The sequence below is a fragment of the Clostridium sp. AM58-1XD genome (assembly GCF_003464085.1).
Classification (GTDB): domain Bacteria; phylum Bacillota; class Clostridia; order Lachnospirales; family Lachnospiraceae; genus Lachnoclostridium_A.
Genome location: NZ_QSDR01000017.1, coordinates 45,556 through 62,286 on the forward strand (window position 1 = coordinate 45,556; position 16,731 = coordinate 62,286).

Genomic DNA, 16,731 nt, shown 5'->3' on the forward strand with positions numbered 1-16,731 from the left:
TAGATGGCAAAGGTACTTTCTAAAGATGGACAAAAAAATCTTATAGGTTCACAATTTGTTGCGTTACGTAAGCACTTTTCGCTATCTCAAAGAGACTTGGCTGATAAATTACAATTAGCCGTATATAATTTTGATAAGAATGTCATTACACGAATCGAGAATTATCAGCGGTTTTGTGACTGATATAGCGCTGAAAGAAATCTATGGCAGACATCCTTTTTTCCCAGACTCCTTTTCTTTACTAAAAATTCATTCGGATCATTTCGATCGCTTTTTCCACACTGATTTTCGTTAGGTTTATACACAAATCGTAATTACTTGCCTTTCCCCATTCTGCATCCGCATATTCATTGTAATAAACGGCTCTCATTTTATCCATCTTATGTATTTTTTTCAACGCTTCATCGGGGGATACGTGATCTCTTTTGCATACTCTTTCCACCCGGTCTTCTTCGTTTGCCGATATGAATATTCTGAACGGGTTTTGATCTCTCAGGATATAATCCGCCGCTCTTCCTATGATGACGCAGCCGCCTTGTCCGGCAATTTCCCGGATCGCTTCCCTTTGGGCGTCTATTTTAATCTCTTCCACCGTTTTCTGACCGGATAAAATTCTCGTGCCCATAACAAGAGAATAGAGAAAGCTGTTGGTTGCCGTTTCGTCGTTTTGGAGGATGTATTCCTTTGATAATCCGCTCTTTGCCGCCGTAACGTCAATGATTTCCTTATCGTAATACGAAATATTTATTTTTTCCGCTAATTTCTTCCCCAGCTCACGACCGCCGGAGCCAAATTGTCTTCCAATGGTAATGATGATCTTTTCCATGTTCTATACCTCTCTTATACATTTTCTCTTCTCTCTTATGCCTCTTCTCTTCTGCATTTTCTCTTCTGTATTTTCTCTTTTTGTGGCTGCGGCTGCGTTTAACTCCTTCATGACAGATTTCATCATCAACAGCACTGCCAGAAATGATATGACATCGGCCGCAGGCCCTGAAAACAGCGGCCCGGTGATGCCAAATGCCAGCGGCAGAATCAGCACCAGGGGGACGCTCAGAACAAATTCTCTCAGCAGCGACAGTCCCATTGACATCACCGGTTTTCCTAATGACTGCAGGAATATGCTGGTTGCTTTCTGCACGCAGCAAAGGGTGATCGTACTCAGGAAAATGCGGAATGCCATGACGCCATATTCGTTATACAGATCGCTTTCGCTGCCAAAGAGGCTGATGATATTCATCGGGAAAATCTCAAAGCAGATCGTTGCGATAATTCCGATGCCCACTTCGATCATCATCATCTTTTTGTAAATTTCTTTGACACGGTCCATGCGGCCTGCGCCGTAATTATAGCCGACGATCGGCTGTGATCCGGCGGCAACGCCGACCACAACTGCTATTACAATCTGGAAAACCTTCATCACAATGCCAACGACGGTCATCGGAATATCCGAACCGTACTTGGACATGGCGCCGTATTTTACCAGCACATTATTCATGACTCCCATAATAATGACGATCGAAAGCTGCGTCAGAAAGCTGCTGATTCCGAGGGGTAAGATTCGTTTCAACAGAGCGGTTTTTATGGCAAAACATTTCCTGTCCAGCTTAAACGATTTTGTACGGAAAAGATAATAGAAGGCCAAAGCTGCGGATATGGTCTGGCCTGCAATAGTCGCAATGGCAGCGCCTTTCACGCCCCAGTGGAGCACAAAAATTGCAACCGGATCTAAAATAATATTGATAATACAGCCAATCAATGTGGATATCATCGCAAACTGCGGACTTCCATCGGCCCGGATCACGGAGTTCAAGCCGTTTGTAAACATAAAAAACGGAATGCCGATCACAATAATGTCAAAATACTCTCTGGCATATTCGATATTATTCTCTGTCGCGCCGAAGGCGTTTAAAATTCCTTCCCGGCAGACCATAAAAATCACCATGATAACAATGCTGCTCAGCACAAGCATAACGATGTTATTTCCCGCTCCCGTTCTTGTACCTTCCGTATCTTTTTTGCCCTGGCAGATACTTAAAAATGCGGCGCATCCGTCTCCCAGCATCAAAGCGAGAGCAAGGGCAATCACCGTAATCGGAAACACCACGTTCGTCGCGCCGTTGCCCAGATATCCCACGCCTCTTCCAATAAAGATCTGATCCACGATATTATAGAGCGACGACACCAGCAACGACATAATACACGGAATCGAAAATTTCATCATAAGCTTCCCGATCGGAGCCTCTACAAGGTATTGATTTGAATTTTGTTTCATATTTTGTTCTCTCTTCCCACAAAAAAATGATAGCCAATGTGTTGGTTTTCACATTTCAGCTACCACCTCTTTGATCTATTTTTAATTAATCACCCCGGTTGGAAAATCCCTCACCGGGTGCTCCTATTATACCTTATATTTTTTCCGTTCGTAATATGTGATTATCACTAAAGTTTTGCTGCTATATATATGTGCATAATTGCCATATCATATGCCTGCCCGCTAATCTGCAGATACATGATTTATGATTCATCGCCGCCGGAAATTTCAATCTAACGGTTCCGTCATATAGTCTTCAAGTATTCCCGCGGTGAAACATGATAATAATCCCGAAAGGCTTTGTAAAAATTGCTGCTGTTGCTATACCCCAGCGCCGTGGAAATTTCTTCTATCGGCATCCTCGTTCCTTCCAGAAGAATGACCGCCCGTTCCATTCGAAGCTCCAGTAAAATTTCAGTAAAAGATTTTCCCGTTTCACGGTGCAGTAAGGTTGAGATATAGTTGGGGTGATATGAAAAATTCTTTGCGATCTCTTTAAGCGATACCGTATCAAAATGTTCTCCTATGTACTGCACGATTTTCTCCGAAAGATTTTCCTTGGCGTTTTCCCTGTTTTCCTGAACATATTGACGCGCGATCTGAATCAGAAAGGATAACGCGAGGGATTTCAGGACCGCCTGGCTATCCTCCCGTCTGTTGGCATACTCCACTGCCATCATCTCCAGGAGGGCGCGTATATTGCAGTCGTCTTCAATCTTAAAGTGAATAAATTCATCAGAAAATTCGTTCGTAGCCGGATCAAGGAGGAAATGAAACAGCTTTGTATTGGCAGACAACATTGGCAAAAACGCCCGGCAAAACGTATCTTTCTGAATGAGTACGCCGATAATCGTCGTTTCCCTGTCGTCATGAACACAGAGAGCATGTCCAGCAAAAGGCTGGCCCGCATACAGCTCACCTTCCCGGATCGTAATGCGGTTATCATACTTGAAGCTGATCGAGTCGTATTCTCCCTGATATGTATAATTAAAATAGAAGTAATCGTGGCGGTGAAACAGCTCCTGCCGTCCGCCGCTCTGATGAACGACAACCATAATTTCATCTTCCGGCGCACCTGGCCAGTAAAACATCTTTTCCTCCTGATTTTCACAAGGACAATTATGATATGTCCAGTCCCATTCCAGGAATTCCTTCCGCAGTTTCTCAACTGCCGCACACAATACTTCCTGTCCCATCCTGCCGCTCCCTTTTCAAAAACATGCCATAAATGACCGCTTTGCAGTCATAATAATACATCCGCTACGCAGTCATTATACCATCTCACATTAGAAAATACCATTGTATATATTAAGATTTAGCGCTGTTTCTTTCATCATATTCTTTTATACTTGAGACCATTAACAAAGAGGTTCGCTATAAAAGGCGACAGGCAGGAGGTTATTTTTTATGAAATGGAATGAACTAAACGGCGAAAAAACCGCCTTCTACAAAAAACTATTTTCCCTTGTGCTGCCGATCGCCTTTCAGCAGTTTATGCTGGCGGCGGTGAGTGCTACCGACGCGCTCATGCTGGGATTTGTCAATCAGGATTCCCTTTCGGCGGTATCTCTGGCCGGACAAATCACCTTTGTATTCAACCTGTTTATGGGCGGATTGACAATGGGAACAAGTATTTTAGCGGCACAATATTATGGAAAAGGAGACGTAACTTCGATCGAAAAAATCTTTGCCTATGTCACGAAGATTTCTTTTCTGATATCATCCCTCTTCTTTTTAGCCTCCTTTTTCATGCCCGGTATATTGATGAGGATTTTCACCAACGAACAGCAGCTGATATCGGGCGGCAGCATTTATCTTAGGATTGTATCATTGTCTTATCTGTTCACCGGAATATCGCAAATATACCTTTGTATCATGAAGAACACAGGGGATGCAATGAAAAGTATGGCGATCGGATCGAGTTCCGTGGTCATCAATATTTTCTTAAACGCCGCGCTGATTTTCGGACTGCTCTTTTTTCCGGAAATGGGCATCGCAGGCGCCGCTCTTGCCACTTCTGTTTCGAAACTTGTTGAAATGCTGTGGGCTTATGCGGAATCTCTGGGTGAAAACAGAATCCGCCTGCATATGAAATATTGTTTTGAAGCAGATCGTCTTTTGGCCAGGGACTACTGGAAATATACCACGCCTATGTTAGGTGATTATCTTGTGTGGGGGTGCGGCTTTACTATGTACTCCGTGATTATGGGACACTTAGGCAGCGACGCCGTTGCCGCCAATTCCATTGCAAATATCGTAAAGAACCTGATTGTAAGTTTCTGTACAGGACTTGCAAATGGCGGCGGCATCATCGTAGGTTATGAACTGGGATTAGGAAATCTGCCACAGGCAAAGGCCTTCGGCAGACTGCTCTGGAAGATGGCGGTTATCAGCGGCGCAGCGTCCGGATTGTTCCTGCTTACCATAACGCCTTTGATTCTGAACGTGACCTCTTTAAGTCCCCAGGCAGCTGGATATTTAAAATGGATGCTTATATTCTGCGCCTGCTATATGGTCGCTAAGGCCGTCAATATGACAACCATAGCCGGGATTTTCCCCGCCGGCGGAGATTCTCAGTTCGGCCTGATCTGCGACGCGGTCACGATGTGGATTTTTGCTGTTCCCGCCGGTTTCCTGGCGGCATTTTACTGGAATCTACCCGTAGTCATTGTCTTTCTGATTATCAATTTAGATGAAGTTGTCAAACTGCCCGCCGCTGTGATCCATTACCGGAAATACGGCTGGCTAAAAAATATCACAAGATAAATAATGGAAAATAAGGAGGTTTTGATATGACCGAGCTTGAAAAATTAGATGCCGGACTGGAATACTGCTTTTTTGATACCGGCCTTGTGGCCCGTAAGGAAAGGGCCTTAAAGAATTGTGCAAAATTTAACGCCATTGATCCTGCCGACTATGAAACCCAGCTTTCAGCAATCAAAGAACTGTTCGGCTCTACCGGAAAAAATGTATATATCCAACCGAATTTCAACTGCGACTACGGAAAAAACATTCATGTCGGCAAGGATTTTTTGACGAACTATAATGTTACGATTTTAGATATTGCACCGGTACATATCGGCGACTATTGCATGATTGGGCCAAACACGTTAATCACGACTGTGGGACACCCACTTAATCCAAGAGGCAGGCGGGAGAAAAAAGCATATGGTAAACCGGTCACTATTGGAAATGATGTCTGGATCGGCGGCAACTGTACCATACTTCCAGGCGTTACCATCAGAAATAATATAGTCGTGGCCGCCGGCGCAGTGGTAACAAAAGATGTTCCCGACCATTGCATCGTAGCAGGCGTCCCGGCAAAAATCATTAGAAGAATCGAAGGCAACGATGAACAGTCAGCCGAATAAACGGATAAATTGGAAATTAACGCTCCCGTTTTAAATAAACCATATCAACGAGCTGTTTTCCATCTTCAAACATCGGATGGTCGTAATTGTCAGTAAAGAAGTTTATCAAACGGTGAGATTCCGTGAAACCGCACTTGTGATAAAAACTAAGAGACGAAGGAACATCGCCTGTTCCGACCAACATTGTGTTGCAGCCGTCATAATGGGAAAACAAAAACTCGATCAATGTTCTCCCATATCCTTTTCTTTGACAGCCAGGCATAACCGCAATGTTTTTAAGCTCATAGACACCATCCGCCTCTTTGGTGACTACGCATTCGGCCTTTAATCCATCGTCGTCCAAAACAAACATATCACCGCGTTCGAGGTACTTATCTATCATGCTTTCCTGTTCGTCAGCCAACAACAGCAAGTCAATATACGCTTTTTTATCGCCTGTTACTTCCTGAATATCCATAAGTACCCCCATAAATTTTTAGATTTAAAAAGTCTCCGTTTTTTCTTTCTTCCAGGTCAGGATCATCGACGTTCCTTTTCCTTCCGCGCTCTCAAGATCCACTTCGGCGCCAAGGCAGGCGGCTCCATGCTTCACAATAGACAGACCAAGTCCGGTTCCGCCGATCTCTCTGGAATGACTTTTATCTACCCTGTAAAACCGTTCGAATATTCGCTTATGGCTGGAAACGGGAATTCCAATACCAGTATCTGTAATGCTCAGTACGATCCTGGCGTCATCTTCTTTTACCTCTGCAATGACCGAACCGCCTTTTTTATTATATTTTACGGCATTGTCACAAAGATTATAGAGCACTTCATTCATAATTTCCCTGGCCCCTGTAATTTTGCTGTGCACGCCTTTTACTTCCAGCACAATTCCTTCTTTTTCCGCTGCGGAAGCCACCAGATCCAGATTCTCCTTTGCCGCCTGGAACAGGTCGATCTCCACCTTCTCATATGGAAGTGTGTTTTCATCCAGCTGGGAAATACGGATTACATCGTTGACAAGAGTCATAAGCCTCTGGGATTCATCAAATATTTTCCCTGCAAATCTGGGAATGTCTTCCGGTTTAACCATACCATCCCTGATAATCTCTGCAAAACCGGAAATCGAAGTAAGCGGCGTTTTCAGTTCGTGAGATACGTTTGCGGAAAATTCCCTGCGCAGCTGCTCGCCCTCCTGTTTTTCCGTAATGTCCACAAGTACAAGGACAGCTCCGGCACATTGATTATCCCGGATGACCGGGCTTGCAATCAGCTGACAGTAACCAAATGTCTCCAGTATTACGGTTTTACTCTCTCCGGAAAGCGCCGACTCCACCGCTTTCTGAAAATTCTCACTCCTGTTCAGCTCCAGAACACTCTGGTTTGCCCTCACCCGGTCAGCCCCCAGAAGTTTAAGGGCGCTGGAATTATAGGAAAGAATCTCTGTCCTTTTATCAATCACGAGCAGTCCTTCACTCATGCTTTCCGTTATAATCGCAAATTCCTGCTGCTGCCTCTGAGCTTCCATAAGCTGCCTGTTGATTGTCCTGTTCTGCCGCTCTATCTTTGTCAGGAACGGCTCTATCTCGTCATATATATCATTATTTGTTCCCATGGCCGTTTCCAGATGGTCCACATCCAGCTTATTGATCGGCTCCGTGATCTTTTCTGCCGCTTTTCTGGCAAACAGAAATGCCAGAACCAGCAGAATCAGCACCGCTGCTATCGCCGGATATGCAAGGCCTGCCATGATCGCCGCAATCGTATACTGCGTATTTGCTATTCTAAGGACGGTTCCGTCGTCGAGCCTGGTCGCAATATAGATCGTCTTAACCGCAAGGGTGTTTGAGTACCGGATGGATTCCCCATACGGCCCCTCCAGGGCTTCCTGTACTTCTGTCCTGTCCATATGGTTTTCCATCTGTGAAACGTCTGCCATATTGTCATACAGGACGGTCCCGTCCTGTCCAATCAGGGTAATTCTCTCCCCTGTATCAGAAAACCTGTCCAGGTTTTCTGTTCCGCCCATTTCAACTGCAAGGGCCAGATAATCGATTTCCCTTTTTAATTCCTGATGTATCTGCCTTTCAAAATATCCCGGAAGCAGGATTAATATCCACAAAAATGCCGCCGCCAGCATGATACCGGAAACAAAAAGTATGGAGTGGAAAATTCTCCTTGTCACTTCTTTTCTCCTCCGATCTTGTAGCCAACTCCTCTGACCGTCTCAATCAGGCTGCCTGCCTCACCCAGCTTCTGGCGCAGCGTCCTGATGTGCACATCTACCGTCCTGCTCTCGCCGTCAAAGGAGTATCCCCACACTTTATCCAATAGCTGCGCCCTCGAGAATACCATTTCCCGATGTTCCATCATCAGACACAGCAGTTCAAATTCTTTCAGCGTCAGGGTAATATTTTCCCCGTTTACCGACACCACATGTCTGGAGGGGCATACATAAAGGCTGCCAAGGGTATATTCCTCCCTTTCTTCCTCCTGGACCTGATCTCCGGCTCTTCTCATCAGCGCCCTGATCCTGGAAAGCAGTTCCATCATGCGAAACGGCTTTGCCACATAATCATCTGCGCCGCTGTCCAGTCCCAGTACGGTGTCATATTCGCTCCCTTTCGCCGTCAACATAATAACAGGCAGAGTTTTCGTTTCCCTGTCCGCCTTTAACTTCTTAAGAATACTCAGGCCGTCTTCCTCCGGCAGCATGATATCCAATAGAATCAGATTCGGAAGTCCCTGTTTCATCCCCTCGTAAAATTCTGACGGACGGGCAAAGCTTTTCGCCTCCATGCCCTGACTGTTCAGCGTATACGTGATCAGTTCCCTGATACTGTCGTCGTCTTCTACAATATATACCATGGCTTACCTCCGCCTGTTTTTATAACTTGTTACTATAAATCACTCCCAGTATACACAGTTCTCTGAACTCCTGCAAGACCACGTTAAGTGAACTGGTATGCTCCCATCTGCGGCCATTATGCCATAGCCGCAAGCGGCTACGGCGCCTCCGGCCGAACTTAGCGCACGGTTTTCTGCGGCGAGCGCAGAAACCGTTGATGCGCAGATATAATGTCCGCTCTGCGGCCATTATATCACACTGCCGGGCTTATGTTCATTGTTTTTTCGTTCACCTGTTACGGAATATTCTACCCATTCTGCAAGATTCACCGCATGATCTCCGATTCTCTCCAGATATTTTGCAGCCATGAGAAGATCAAGGGCAGATTTCGTGTCGACTTTCTGTTTGTCAATCAGGCTTTTCAGTTCATCCTTTACCTGGTTGAACAATCCGTCTACTTTATCATCATCTTCAATTACCTGATAAGCCAGTTTCAAATCGTCTTTTACAAAGGCTTCTACACTGTCTGTTACCATCTTTACCGCAGCTTCCGCCATATCTTTGATATGAACGCGGCTCTCTGATTCTCCTGCATCAATATACAGGGACAGCTCTGCAATATCGGCTGCCTGATCGCCGATTCGTTCCAGGTCGGATATCATTTTCAAAGCGGCAGATACCATTCTCAAATCTCTTGCTACCGGCTGCTGCTGGAGCAGAAGGCGGTAACCCATATTTTCTATAACGCGCTCTTTCTGGTCGATTTCACCGTCCAGAGCAAAAACCTTTTCCGCCATGGCTCTGTCTTTTTTCAGAAGCGCTTTGGAAGAAAGACGAATTGCCTCCTCACAAAGACCACCCATTTTAATCAGCTCAATATGAAGCTCTTCCAGCTGTCTGTCAAATTGCTGTCTCATTTTGTCACCTTCCTAATACAAATTCTATAGTAACTGTTCCGGCCGCCTGTGTGCTACAGGATACGAACATCGTTAACTGCTCCTGTAACGGAAAACTCCGTCCATTCGCATACATTTACCGCATGATCGCCGATCCGTTCCAAGTATTTCGCAACCATCAAAAGATCGACCGCCTTGTCTGATCTGCTTCCATCCTGCTTGAGCAGTTCTATTACTTCTTCTTTTGTCCTGTCAAACAGCGCATCGATGATATCATCCATCTTTTCTGTTTCTCTGGCGGTTTTCATATCCCTGTCGATAAAAGAGCTGATGGCGCTCCGCAGCATAAGCGTTACGTGATCCGCCATTTCAGGCAGATGTTCGATGATATCACACGGTTCCTGCCCGTCGATGGAAAGGGTCAGCTCTGCGATGTCCGCCGCATGGTCGCCGATTCGTTCCAGGTCGGTAACTACCTTGAGTGCTGTGGAAATATGCCTCAAATCGCTGGCAACAGGCTGCTGCCGTAACATCAGGCTCAGGCAGTGAGTCTCAATTGTACGTTCCATATCATCCACAGCCCTGTCACCCTTTATAATCTCGGCTGCCAGAGCAGCGTCATTATTGCGAAGAGCTTCCAGCGATTTTTCTATGGCCCGTTCCGCCATCAGGCTCATTTCCTTTAAACTTTTATTCAGTTCCTGCAGTTCGTGGATAAATGCAGATCTGGTCGTCATAATTCCCCTCCTGTCCCCATCAGCCGAAGCGGCCGGTAATATATTCCTCTGTTTTCTTCTCCTTTGGATGAGAGAACAGGTCTGTCGTAGGCGCATATTCGATAATCTCACCTACCAGGAAAAACGCTGTGTAATCTGCTATACGTGTGGCCTGCTGCATGTTATGGGTAACGATAATCACCGTATAGTCCTTTTTCAGCCCATCCATAAGCTCTTCAATCTTGAGCGTAGAGATCGGGTCCAGAGCAGATGTCGGTTCATCCATCAGCAGGACTTCCGGTTCTACAGCCAGTGCCCTGGCGATGCAAAGCCTCTGCTGCTGGCCTCCGGAAAGTCCAAGGGCCGATTTCTTGAGTCTGTCGTGAACTTCTTCCCAGAGCGCCGCTCCTCTCAGGCTCTTTTCTACAATTTCATCCAGCCTGGATTTAGACTTGATTCCATGAATTCTCGGGCCATAAGCGATGTTGTCATAGATACTCATGGGAAATGGATTCGGCTGCTGAAACACCATTCCGATTTTTTTTCTCAGAAGTGTTGTATCTACCATCGGATCGTAAATGTTTTCTCCGTCCAGCAGAACGGTACCGTCAATCTTCACGCCCGGAATCAAATCATTCATCCGGTTCAACGTTTTTAAATAGGTAGATTTTCCGCAGCCGGATGGCCCGATGAACGCAGTGATTTTATTTTTATAGATATCCAGGTTAATATTCTTTAGCGCATGATTGGAACCGTAATAAAGGTTTAAGGCGGAAGTTGAAATCTTTGTTTCCATATAGTCCTCCATTTATTTTAACTTTGTCACATCAAATTTGCCTGTGAGGTACTTTGTCAGTAAATTGATCGCCAGCACGATCACAAGAAGCACGACGGCAATTCCGAACGCCTGATCGTATTTCGCCTTCTGCATGGATAAATAAAGTTGAATCGTCAGAGTTCCGCTGGACTCAAATACTTTCGTAAACAGGTTCTTGGGCAGCAGAAAACCGCTTCCCGCCGTAAACAGAAGTGCTGCCGATTCTCCGACAATACGTCCAATCGAAAGGATGATGCCCGTCAGGATTCCCGGAGCCGCGCTTGGAAGCAGGATCGTACGGATCATATACCACTTTGTTGCCCCGATGCCCAGTGCGCCCGAACGATAGCTGTCAGGCACCGTTTTCAGCGCTTCCTGAGTGTTTCTCGTAATCAGAGGAAGTACCATCAGCGTAAGGGTAAAGGAACCGGTTAAGATGGAATATCCCAGCTTCAGCGTCACGCCGAAAAATACCATACCGAAAAGTCCGAAGATAATAGATGGAATACCTGACAGAATTTCTGTGGTAAATTCAATAATTCTGACCAACTTCCCCGGCTTTGCATATTCATTCAGATAGATTGCGGAGCCGATCCCCACCGGAGTTGCAATCAGAAGGGTAATGACAATGATATAAAGCGTATTGATAATATTTCCCAGAATACCGAAGGTTCCTTTCCTGGAGCTTGGAACGGTTGTCAGAAATTCTACGCTGAGCTGGGGAATTCCCCTGAAAAATACGTATCCCATGATTCCTACCAGGATGATAATCGCAATTGCGGCTGCCCCGTAAATCAGCGCTTTCAAAACCTGATCGGAAACGCGGACTCTTTTGCTGCAGATACTGTAGCTGTTATTCATTATCCTCCCCTCCTTTCTGGAATATTCTGGTCAGTACAATATTGATGAACATAATAAATGCAAACAGGACAAGTCCGATGGTAAACAGCACTTCCCTGTGAAGTCCCTGCGAATAGGACATTTCCGCAACGATAGCGGTTGTAAGAAAACGAACGGAATTAAATGGAAGCGGTATATTGACCGAACTTCCCGAGACAAGGCTGATTGCCATAGCCTCTCCAATTGCACGGCCGCAGCCAAGGACAATTGCTGTCATAATTCCTGACCTGGCCGCCGGAAGCAGCACTTTAAAAATCGTCTGCATATGTGTGGCCCCAAGGGCCAGAGAAGAGCTCTTGTAATGCTTTGGCACCGCTCGGAGCGCCGATTCACTGATGTTGATTACAGTTGGAAGTATCATAAGGGCCAGCACGAGAACTGCGGATATGAGGTTCGCACCTCCCGTAAACTGGTGTGTTGTGGAGCCTTCAAAAATTTTCAGCTCCAATTTATACATAAGAGGATTGAGAATCAGAATTCCCAGCAGGCCGTAAATTACGGATGGGATTCCTGCCAGAAGTTCAACTGCCGGTCTCACAATGCTTGCCAGTCTGGGCGGTGCGACCTCTGCAAGGAAGATCGCTGTAAATACGCCGATCGGGACTCCGATGAGTATTGCCAGAAATGTTCCTACAATAGAGGTCAGAATTACATATAAGATACCGAACATGGGCGGATTCGCAGTAGGCTTCCATACGGGCCCGAACAGAATATCCAGAATTCCAACCTTAAACAGGGCAGGCGTTCCGCTGATAATCATGTACAGGGTGATGGAAAAAACCGCCAGTACTGCAAGACAGGCACATGCTGTAAAAATATACTCCGCGGTTTTCTCCACCATCGATTTATTCTTTCTGTTGCCGACAATAGAAAAATTTTTCTCGTGCATATCTATCTCCTTCTATTTATGATGAAGCGGCCTGCTGTCAAAAGGAATGGTTTCCTATGAACAGAAAACAGCCTCAGACCAGATTTAGTAACTTGGCTGCCGCCTCGGAACTAAATCTGGTATTGAGGCCATATATCATATTACTTTTGCAGCATCCCCTACAGGATTACTTTGTTGTAATAAGTCCTACGGACTGGATCAGTTCATCGCCTTCATCAGAGTATACATAGTCAAACAGCGCTTTCACCAGATCATTCTGTGCATCGATTTCTCCATTCGTAGCCATAACGAATGGACGGCTCAGGAAGTAATCTCCGGATTTGATGTTTTCTTCATTCGCCTCAACGCCGTCCAGGGTAAAGGCCTTAACCGTATCATCCAGAACATCCAGGGAAACATATCCGATGGATCCTGGTGTAGAAGCTACTTTTGCCATAACGGCTCCTGTAGAATCCAGTTCATTAGCATACTTGCATGCATCTTCAAGCTCTAAAATCTCTTCGAATGCGCCTCTTGTGCCGGAACCTGCTTCACGTCCTACAACTACGATCGGCTGGTCTGCTCCGCCTACATCTTTCCAGTTAACAACTGATCCGTTGTAGATACTGCTCAGCTGGTCCTTTGTCAGATCGGCTACTGTATTGGATGGATCTGTAACAACTGCGATTCCGTCAATTGCAACGATGTTCTCTGCAGCTCCTTTTGACTTCTCCTCTTCCTTTAAATTTCTGGATGAATTACCTATATCACACTGTCCTGCAAGCACTCCCTCTACTCCTGCGGATGATCCTGTAAATTCAGCCTGAACCGTCACATCAGGATATTTTTCCATAAATCCCTCAGCCAGAGCATTTGAGAACTTCTCCATGGAAGTGGATCCGGCCAGAGTAATCGATCCTTTTAAATCCTTTGCCGGTTCCTTGTCTGTCTCTCCTTCTGAGCCGTCTTCCTTTTTCGCTTCAGAACCTGCTGTAGCTGCGGCCGTTGTGTCTGCTGCCTGAGCCGTTGTTTCATCTGCTGTATTAGAACCGCATCCTGCCAACATTCCCATTGTAAGCACTGCTGCCCCAAGTACTGCTGCTGCCTTCATAAATTCTTTTCTCATAATTTTTATCCTCTTTTCTTTTTACCTTATCTTACAGGCATTTGATATGCCCTGCTTGATTACATGGCCAGTATAAGGCACAAAAGGATTTTCAACTATCACGTTTCTGTATAATGTTTGTAAAATCCATGTAAAATCACATTCGATTTTTCATGCAAAAGGCAGCTTTTTCCTTTACATAGGTGCTGTGCCTCATTACAGTGCACTGCCCTTACAGAATGTGTTGTTTGGCGGTATAAAAAAAGAAAGCTTCTGATTTTACAAAGTATTTTACAAATACTTTACAGCAGCTTTCCTTAATTTACGGACTTTACAAACTTTACAAACCGATATTTCTATTCATTTAATATTTCAATAGCCTTCTGTACCTGATTATCCTCTTCCAGAGAATAATATCCTTTTGCAATCAGCTCATCGCTCAATTCAACTTCCACATCCGGCTCAATTCCTTTTTCATGAAGGTCATATCCGCTTGGAGTAAAATACTTGGCGACTGTTAATTTAATCGCCGAACCATCCCTTAACGGATACACGTTCTGCACAATTCCCTTGCCGAATGTCTTTGTTCCGACCAGAGTGGCGCGTTTGTAATCCTTCATGGCTCCTGCGAGGATTTCAGAAGCACTTGCAGAATTACCGTTTACCAGGATAGCGATTGGAATATCCAGTTCATCTTCATCCAGAACGGGGTACTGAGGAAATTTCGATCCTGTAGTCGTATCGACTCTCAGTTTCTTGTCCTTCGTCCTGTAAACGTCCTCCTGGCCATTTTTATACTCGGTTCTGAGAATATCCCCTTCCGGCAGCAGAAACGCCGCAATGGACACGGCACCGTCTACCACTCCGCCCGGATTGCTTCTCAGATCGATCATCAATTTTTTCATTCCCTGATCCTGAAGGTCCTTTACGGCGGCCTTAAACTGGTCTGCCGTAACCATCTCAAACTGGGTGATCAGCACATATCCGATCCCATCCTCCAGCATCTTATGCTCGACCGTAGGCACTTCAATGTTTCTTCTCGTCATTGTGATATCAATATAATCGCTGGCTGACGGGCGCAGCACAGTAACCACCACATCGGTTCCCTCTTTGCCCTTGACGTAATTTTTCACAACGAGATCCACATTTTCCTGACTGACATCCTTGCCGTCAATTTTGAAAATCATATCTCCCGCCAGAAGTCCTGCCTCAGCAGCCGGGCTTCCTTCAAATACGCGGATAACCGTCATCACCTTAGTCTCCAGGTTCTGGCTGATCATAGCGCCGATTCCACAGTAGACGCCCTGAGTGTCTTCCATAAGATCCGCATACTCTTCCGGCGTATAGTAGCCAGAATACGGGTCGCCCAGGCCGGCCATCAGACCGGCATAAATGCCCTCTTCCATGTTCTTTTCATCGGGTTCGAAATAAAAGGCTTCTCCGACCTTCTGATTGAGCAGTTCCAGTTTCACGTTGATCTTCTGGTAATCCAGCTCTCCTTTTTCCATGTCTGTTTCCGACTCAACTGTCTGAATCTGCTGTTGCTGTTCTACGTTCAGGGTTCTCCTGCCCAGCATCAAAATGCCGCTTGAGGCGCCGATTACAAGAAGGCCGCCAAATACAGTTACAAGGGCACCAACGAGAACGCCATGCCAAAATTTACTTTTACTTTCCAAAATATCTCCTATCCATCCGTCACGGACTCACATAATTCAACGGATTTACGTATTTTCCTCCGGTACGGACTCCAAAATGCAGGTGGGAACCGGTTGAATATCCGGTAGAACCAACCTTTGCAATGACCTGCCCCTGTTTCACCTGGTCTCCTACGGAAGCCAGGAGCTGCGAGCAATGCATATACACCGTATAAACACCGCCGCCATGGTTGATCATAATATAATTTCCAGCGGAATAGCTGTATGTAGAGATAATCACTTCACCGGAAGCTGCTGCAAGAATGCTGCTTCCCGCCGGCGCCGATATATCCACTCCCTGATGATTTGTGGAAGCCCCTTCCGTCGGTGATTCTCTTCCGCCGAAATTAGATGTGATCCTGCTGCTGGCAGGGCACGGCCATATAAAACTAATATTCCCAATACTTACCGTATTATACTTCTTACCGGCCTCTTCCGCCTTTTTTCTCTCCTCTTCTTCTTTCCGCTTGATTTCTTCCTCGATTTTCTTAATCTTATCTTCCTGGGCCTTGATATCCTTTTCATACTCGGTTAACTGGCCCTCAGCCGCAGAAATCTTGGATTCATAGTTTTTAAGCTCTGTGCTCTTTTCATCGATCAGCTTTTCTACAGAAGCCTGCTTCGCTTTCGTAGTCTCCTGCATATCCAGAAGCTCTGACCGCTCATATTCCAGCTCCGCCTTCTTCTTTTCGACCGTATCCTTCGCAACCGCGTACTGTTCCAGCTTCTTTCTGTCATACTGAGATATCTGGGAAACGTATTCCGCCCTGTTCAGCAGATCGGAAAAGCTTTTTGATTCCAGAATGACATCCATAAAGCTCGTTCCGCCGGTTTCATACATATATTTGATGCGCAGCTTCATGGACTCGTACTGATTTTCCTCCACCAGTCTGGCTTCCTCCAGCTCCTCTTTTGCGACCTGTATGTCCGATTCCTTCGAGGCGATCTTTCCTTCCAGCTCCGTAAGTTCGGCGCCCAGGACATTGAGATCTTGATCCAGACGTTTCACATACGCCGCAGCGTCGCTCTTTAAACCTTCCAGGTCCTTCAGCGTGGCCTCTACTTTTTTCTTTTCCTCTTCCAGCGAGGATTTTTTCTTCTTTTCATCCTCTACCTCATTTTTGGTGGCATAGGCCGGAAATACGCACGCCGGTACAGCAAGGGACAAAGAAAGAGCCAGAAGAATTCCAGGCTTTATTTTCATTCTTCTCATAGAGTTC

Annotated in this window: 17 protein-coding genes; 3 read left to right on the top strand and 14 right to left on the bottom strand. The window is 45.8% G+C overall.

What is annotated here, in order from left to right; translation table 11 throughout:
* The first annotated feature begins 3 nt into the window (after nt 1–3).
* On the top strand, nt 4–183 hold the full coding sequence (locus tag DXA13_RS11865) for an XRE family transcriptional regulator (RefSeq protein ID WP_243009090.1): 180 nt from the start codon (nt 4–6) through the stop codon (nt 181–183).
* Nucleotides 184–241: 58 nt separating this feature from the next.
* Here DXA13_RS11865 and DXA13_RS11870 read toward each other — a convergent pair whose 3' ends face one another.
* The 3 genes from DXA13_RS11870 to DXA13_RS11880 form a co-directional block, all read right to left on the bottom strand.
* Complete coding sequence (locus DXA13_RS11870; RefSeq protein ID WP_118244702.1) at nt 242–826, bottom strand: cytidylate kinase-like family protein; 585 nt, start codon at nt 824–826, stop codon at nt 242–244.
* Nucleotides 827–829: 3 nt separating this feature from the next.
* Nucleotides 830–2,275 carry an MATE family efflux transporter gene (locus tag DXA13_RS11875; protein WP_118244704.1) on the bottom strand — a complete coding sequence of 482 codons (1,446 nt, stop codon included), beginning with the start codon at nt 2,273–2,275 and terminating at the stop codon, nt 830–832.
* A gap of 284 nt (nt 2,276–2,559) precedes the next feature.
* Entirely contained in the window at nt 2,560–3,510 is a 951-nt protein-coding gene (locus DXA13_RS11880) for an AraC family transcriptional regulator (protein WP_118244706.1), read from the bottom strand.
* Nucleotides 3,511–3,721: 211 nt separating this feature from the next.
* Here DXA13_RS11880 and DXA13_RS11885 point away from each other — a divergent pair, with 211 nt between their 5' ends.
* Nucleotides 3,722–5,080 carry an MATE family efflux transporter gene (locus DXA13_RS11885; protein WP_118244708.1) on the top strand — a complete coding sequence of 453 codons (1,359 nt, stop codon included), beginning with the start codon at nt 3,722–3,724 and terminating at the stop codon, nt 5,078–5,080.
* A gap of 26 nt (nt 5,081–5,106) precedes the next feature.
* Nucleotides 5,107–5,685: a sugar O-acetyltransferase gene (locus DXA13_RS11890; RefSeq protein ID WP_118244710.1), complete on the top strand. Its 579-nt coding sequence runs from the start codon at nt 5,107–5,109 to the stop codon at nt 5,683–5,685.
* A gap of 16 nt (nt 5,686–5,701) precedes the next feature.
* On the opposite strand, the gene DXA13_RS11895 is transcribed toward DXA13_RS11890, so the two are convergent.
* The 11 genes from DXA13_RS11895 to DXA13_RS11945 all read right to left on the bottom strand — a co-directional run bounded on the left by DXA13_RS11895 (nt 5,702) and on the right by DXA13_RS11945 (nt 16,724).
* Nucleotides 5,702–6,142 carry a GNAT family N-acetyltransferase gene (locus tag DXA13_RS11895; RefSeq protein WP_118244712.1) on the bottom strand — a complete coding sequence of 147 codons (441 nt, stop codon included), beginning with the start codon at nt 6,140–6,142 and terminating at the stop codon, nt 5,702–5,704.
* Between the two features lie 24 nt (nt 6,143–6,166).
* Entirely contained in the window at nt 6,167–7,852 is a 1,686-nt protein-coding gene (locus DXA13_RS11900; RefSeq protein WP_118244714.1) for an ATP-binding protein, read from the bottom strand.
* Entirely contained in the window at nt 7,849–8,535 is a 687-nt protein-coding gene (locus DXA13_RS11905; protein ID WP_118244716.1) for a response regulator transcription factor, read from the bottom strand. Before DXA13_RS11905 ends, DXA13_RS11900 begins: the two co-directional genes overlap by 4 nt.
* A 228-nt stretch (nt 8,536–8,763) precedes the next feature.
* Nucleotides 8,764–9,432, bottom strand: coding sequence for a phosphate signaling complex protein PhoU (phoU, locus tag DXA13_RS11910; protein WP_118244718.1), 669 nt, complete (start codon nt 9,430–9,432; stop codon nt 8,764–8,766).
* Nucleotides 9,433–9,485: 53 nt separating this feature from the next.
* Nucleotides 9,486–10,148 carry a phosphate signaling complex protein PhoU gene (gene phoU, locus DXA13_RS11915; RefSeq protein ID WP_118244720.1) on the bottom strand — a complete coding sequence of 221 codons (663 nt, stop codon included), beginning with the start codon at nt 10,146–10,148 and terminating at the stop codon, nt 9,486–9,488.
* A 19-nt stretch (nt 10,149–10,167) separates the two neighbouring features.
* Complete coding sequence (pstB, locus tag DXA13_RS11920) at nt 10,168–10,923, bottom strand: phosphate ABC transporter ATP-binding protein PstB (RefSeq protein ID WP_118244722.1); 756 nt, start codon at nt 10,921–10,923, stop codon at nt 10,168–10,170.
* A gap of 12 nt (nt 10,924–10,935) precedes the next feature.
* The gene (gene pstA, locus DXA13_RS11925) at nt 10,936–11,805 is read right to left on the bottom strand and encodes a phosphate ABC transporter permease PstA (protein ID WP_118244724.1); all 870 of its coding nucleotides are present in this window, start codon (nt 11,803–11,805) and stop codon (nt 10,936–10,938) included.
* The gene (pstC, locus tag DXA13_RS11930) at nt 11,798–12,733 is read right to left on the bottom strand and encodes a phosphate ABC transporter permease subunit PstC (protein ID WP_118244726.1); all 936 of its coding nucleotides are present in this window, start codon (nt 12,731–12,733) and stop codon (nt 11,798–11,800) included. Before pstC ends, pstA begins: the two co-directional genes overlap by 8 nt.
* A 166-nt stretch (nt 12,734–12,899) precedes the next feature.
* Entirely contained in the window at nt 12,900–13,838 is a 939-nt protein-coding gene (locus tag DXA13_RS11935; protein ID WP_118244728.1) for a phosphate ABC transporter substrate-binding protein, read from the bottom strand.
* 335 nt (nt 13,839–14,173) lie between these two features.
* Nucleotides 14,174–15,493, bottom strand: coding sequence for a S41 family peptidase (locus tag DXA13_RS11940; protein ID WP_118244731.1), 1,320 nt, complete (start codon nt 15,491–15,493; stop codon nt 14,174–14,176).
* 19 nt (nt 15,494–15,512) lie between these two features.
* Nucleotides 15,513–16,724 (bottom strand): peptidoglycan DD-metalloendopeptidase family protein, encoded by a 1,212-nt coding sequence (locus DXA13_RS11945; protein ID WP_347559834.1) that lies wholly within the window; start codon nt 16,722–16,724, stop codon nt 15,513–15,515.
* Nucleotides 16,725–16,731: the final 7 nt, after the last annotated feature.

Bases quoted from the DNA above. Each gene is read 5' to 3' on its own strand.
- DXA13_RS11865 (WP_243009090.1), top strand. From the start codon at position 4: ATGGCAAAGGTACTTTCTAAAGATGGACAAAAAAATCTTATAGGTTCA.
- DXA13_RS11870 (WP_118244702.1), bottom strand. From the start codon at position 826: ATGGAAAAGATCATCATTACCATTGGAAGACAATTTGGCTCCGGCGGT.
- DXA13_RS11875 (WP_118244704.1), bottom strand. From the start codon at position 2,275: ATGAAACAAAATTCAAATCAATACCTTGTAGAGGCTCCGATCGGGAAG.
- DXA13_RS11880 (WP_118244706.1), bottom strand. From the start codon at position 3,510: ATGGGACAGGAAGTATTGTGTGCGGCAGTTGAGAAACTGCGGAAGGAA.
- DXA13_RS11885 (WP_118244708.1), top strand. From the start codon at position 3,722: ATGAAATGGAATGAACTAAACGGCGAAAAAACCGCCTTCTACAAAAAA.
- DXA13_RS11890 (WP_118244710.1), top strand. From the start codon at position 5,107: ATGACCGAGCTTGAAAAATTAGATGCCGGACTGGAATACTGCTTTTTT.
- DXA13_RS11895 (WP_118244712.1), bottom strand. From the start codon at position 6,142: ATGGATATTCAGGAAGTAACAGGCGATAAAAAAGCGTATATTGACTTG.
- DXA13_RS11905 (WP_118244716.1), bottom strand. From the start codon at position 8,535: ATGGTATATATTGTAGAAGACGACGACAGTATCAGGGAACTGATCACG.
- phoU (WP_118244718.1), bottom strand. From the start codon at position 9,432: ATGAGACAGCAATTTGACAGACAGCTGGAAGAGCTTCATATTGAGCTG.
- phoU (WP_118244720.1), bottom strand. From the start codon at position 10,148: ATGACGACCAGATCTGCATTTATCCACGAACTGCAGGAACTGAATAAA.
- pstB (WP_118244722.1), bottom strand. From the start codon at position 10,923: ATGGAAACAAAGATTTCAACTTCCGCCTTAAACCTTTATTACGGTTCC.
- pstA (WP_118244724.1), bottom strand. From the start codon at position 11,805: ATGAATAACAGCTACAGTATCTGCAGCAAAAGAGTCCGCGTTTCCGAT.
- pstC (WP_118244726.1), bottom strand. From the start codon at position 12,733: ATGCACGAGAAAAATTTTTCTATTGTCGGCAACAGAAAGAATAAATCG.
- DXA13_RS11935 (WP_118244728.1), bottom strand. From the start codon at position 13,838: ATGAGAAAAGAATTTATGAAGGCAGCAGCAGTACTTGGGGCAGCAGTG.
- DXA13_RS11945 (WP_347559834.1), bottom strand. From the start codon at position 16,724: ATGAGAAGAATGAAAATAAAGCCTGGAATTCTTCTGGCTCTTTCTTTG.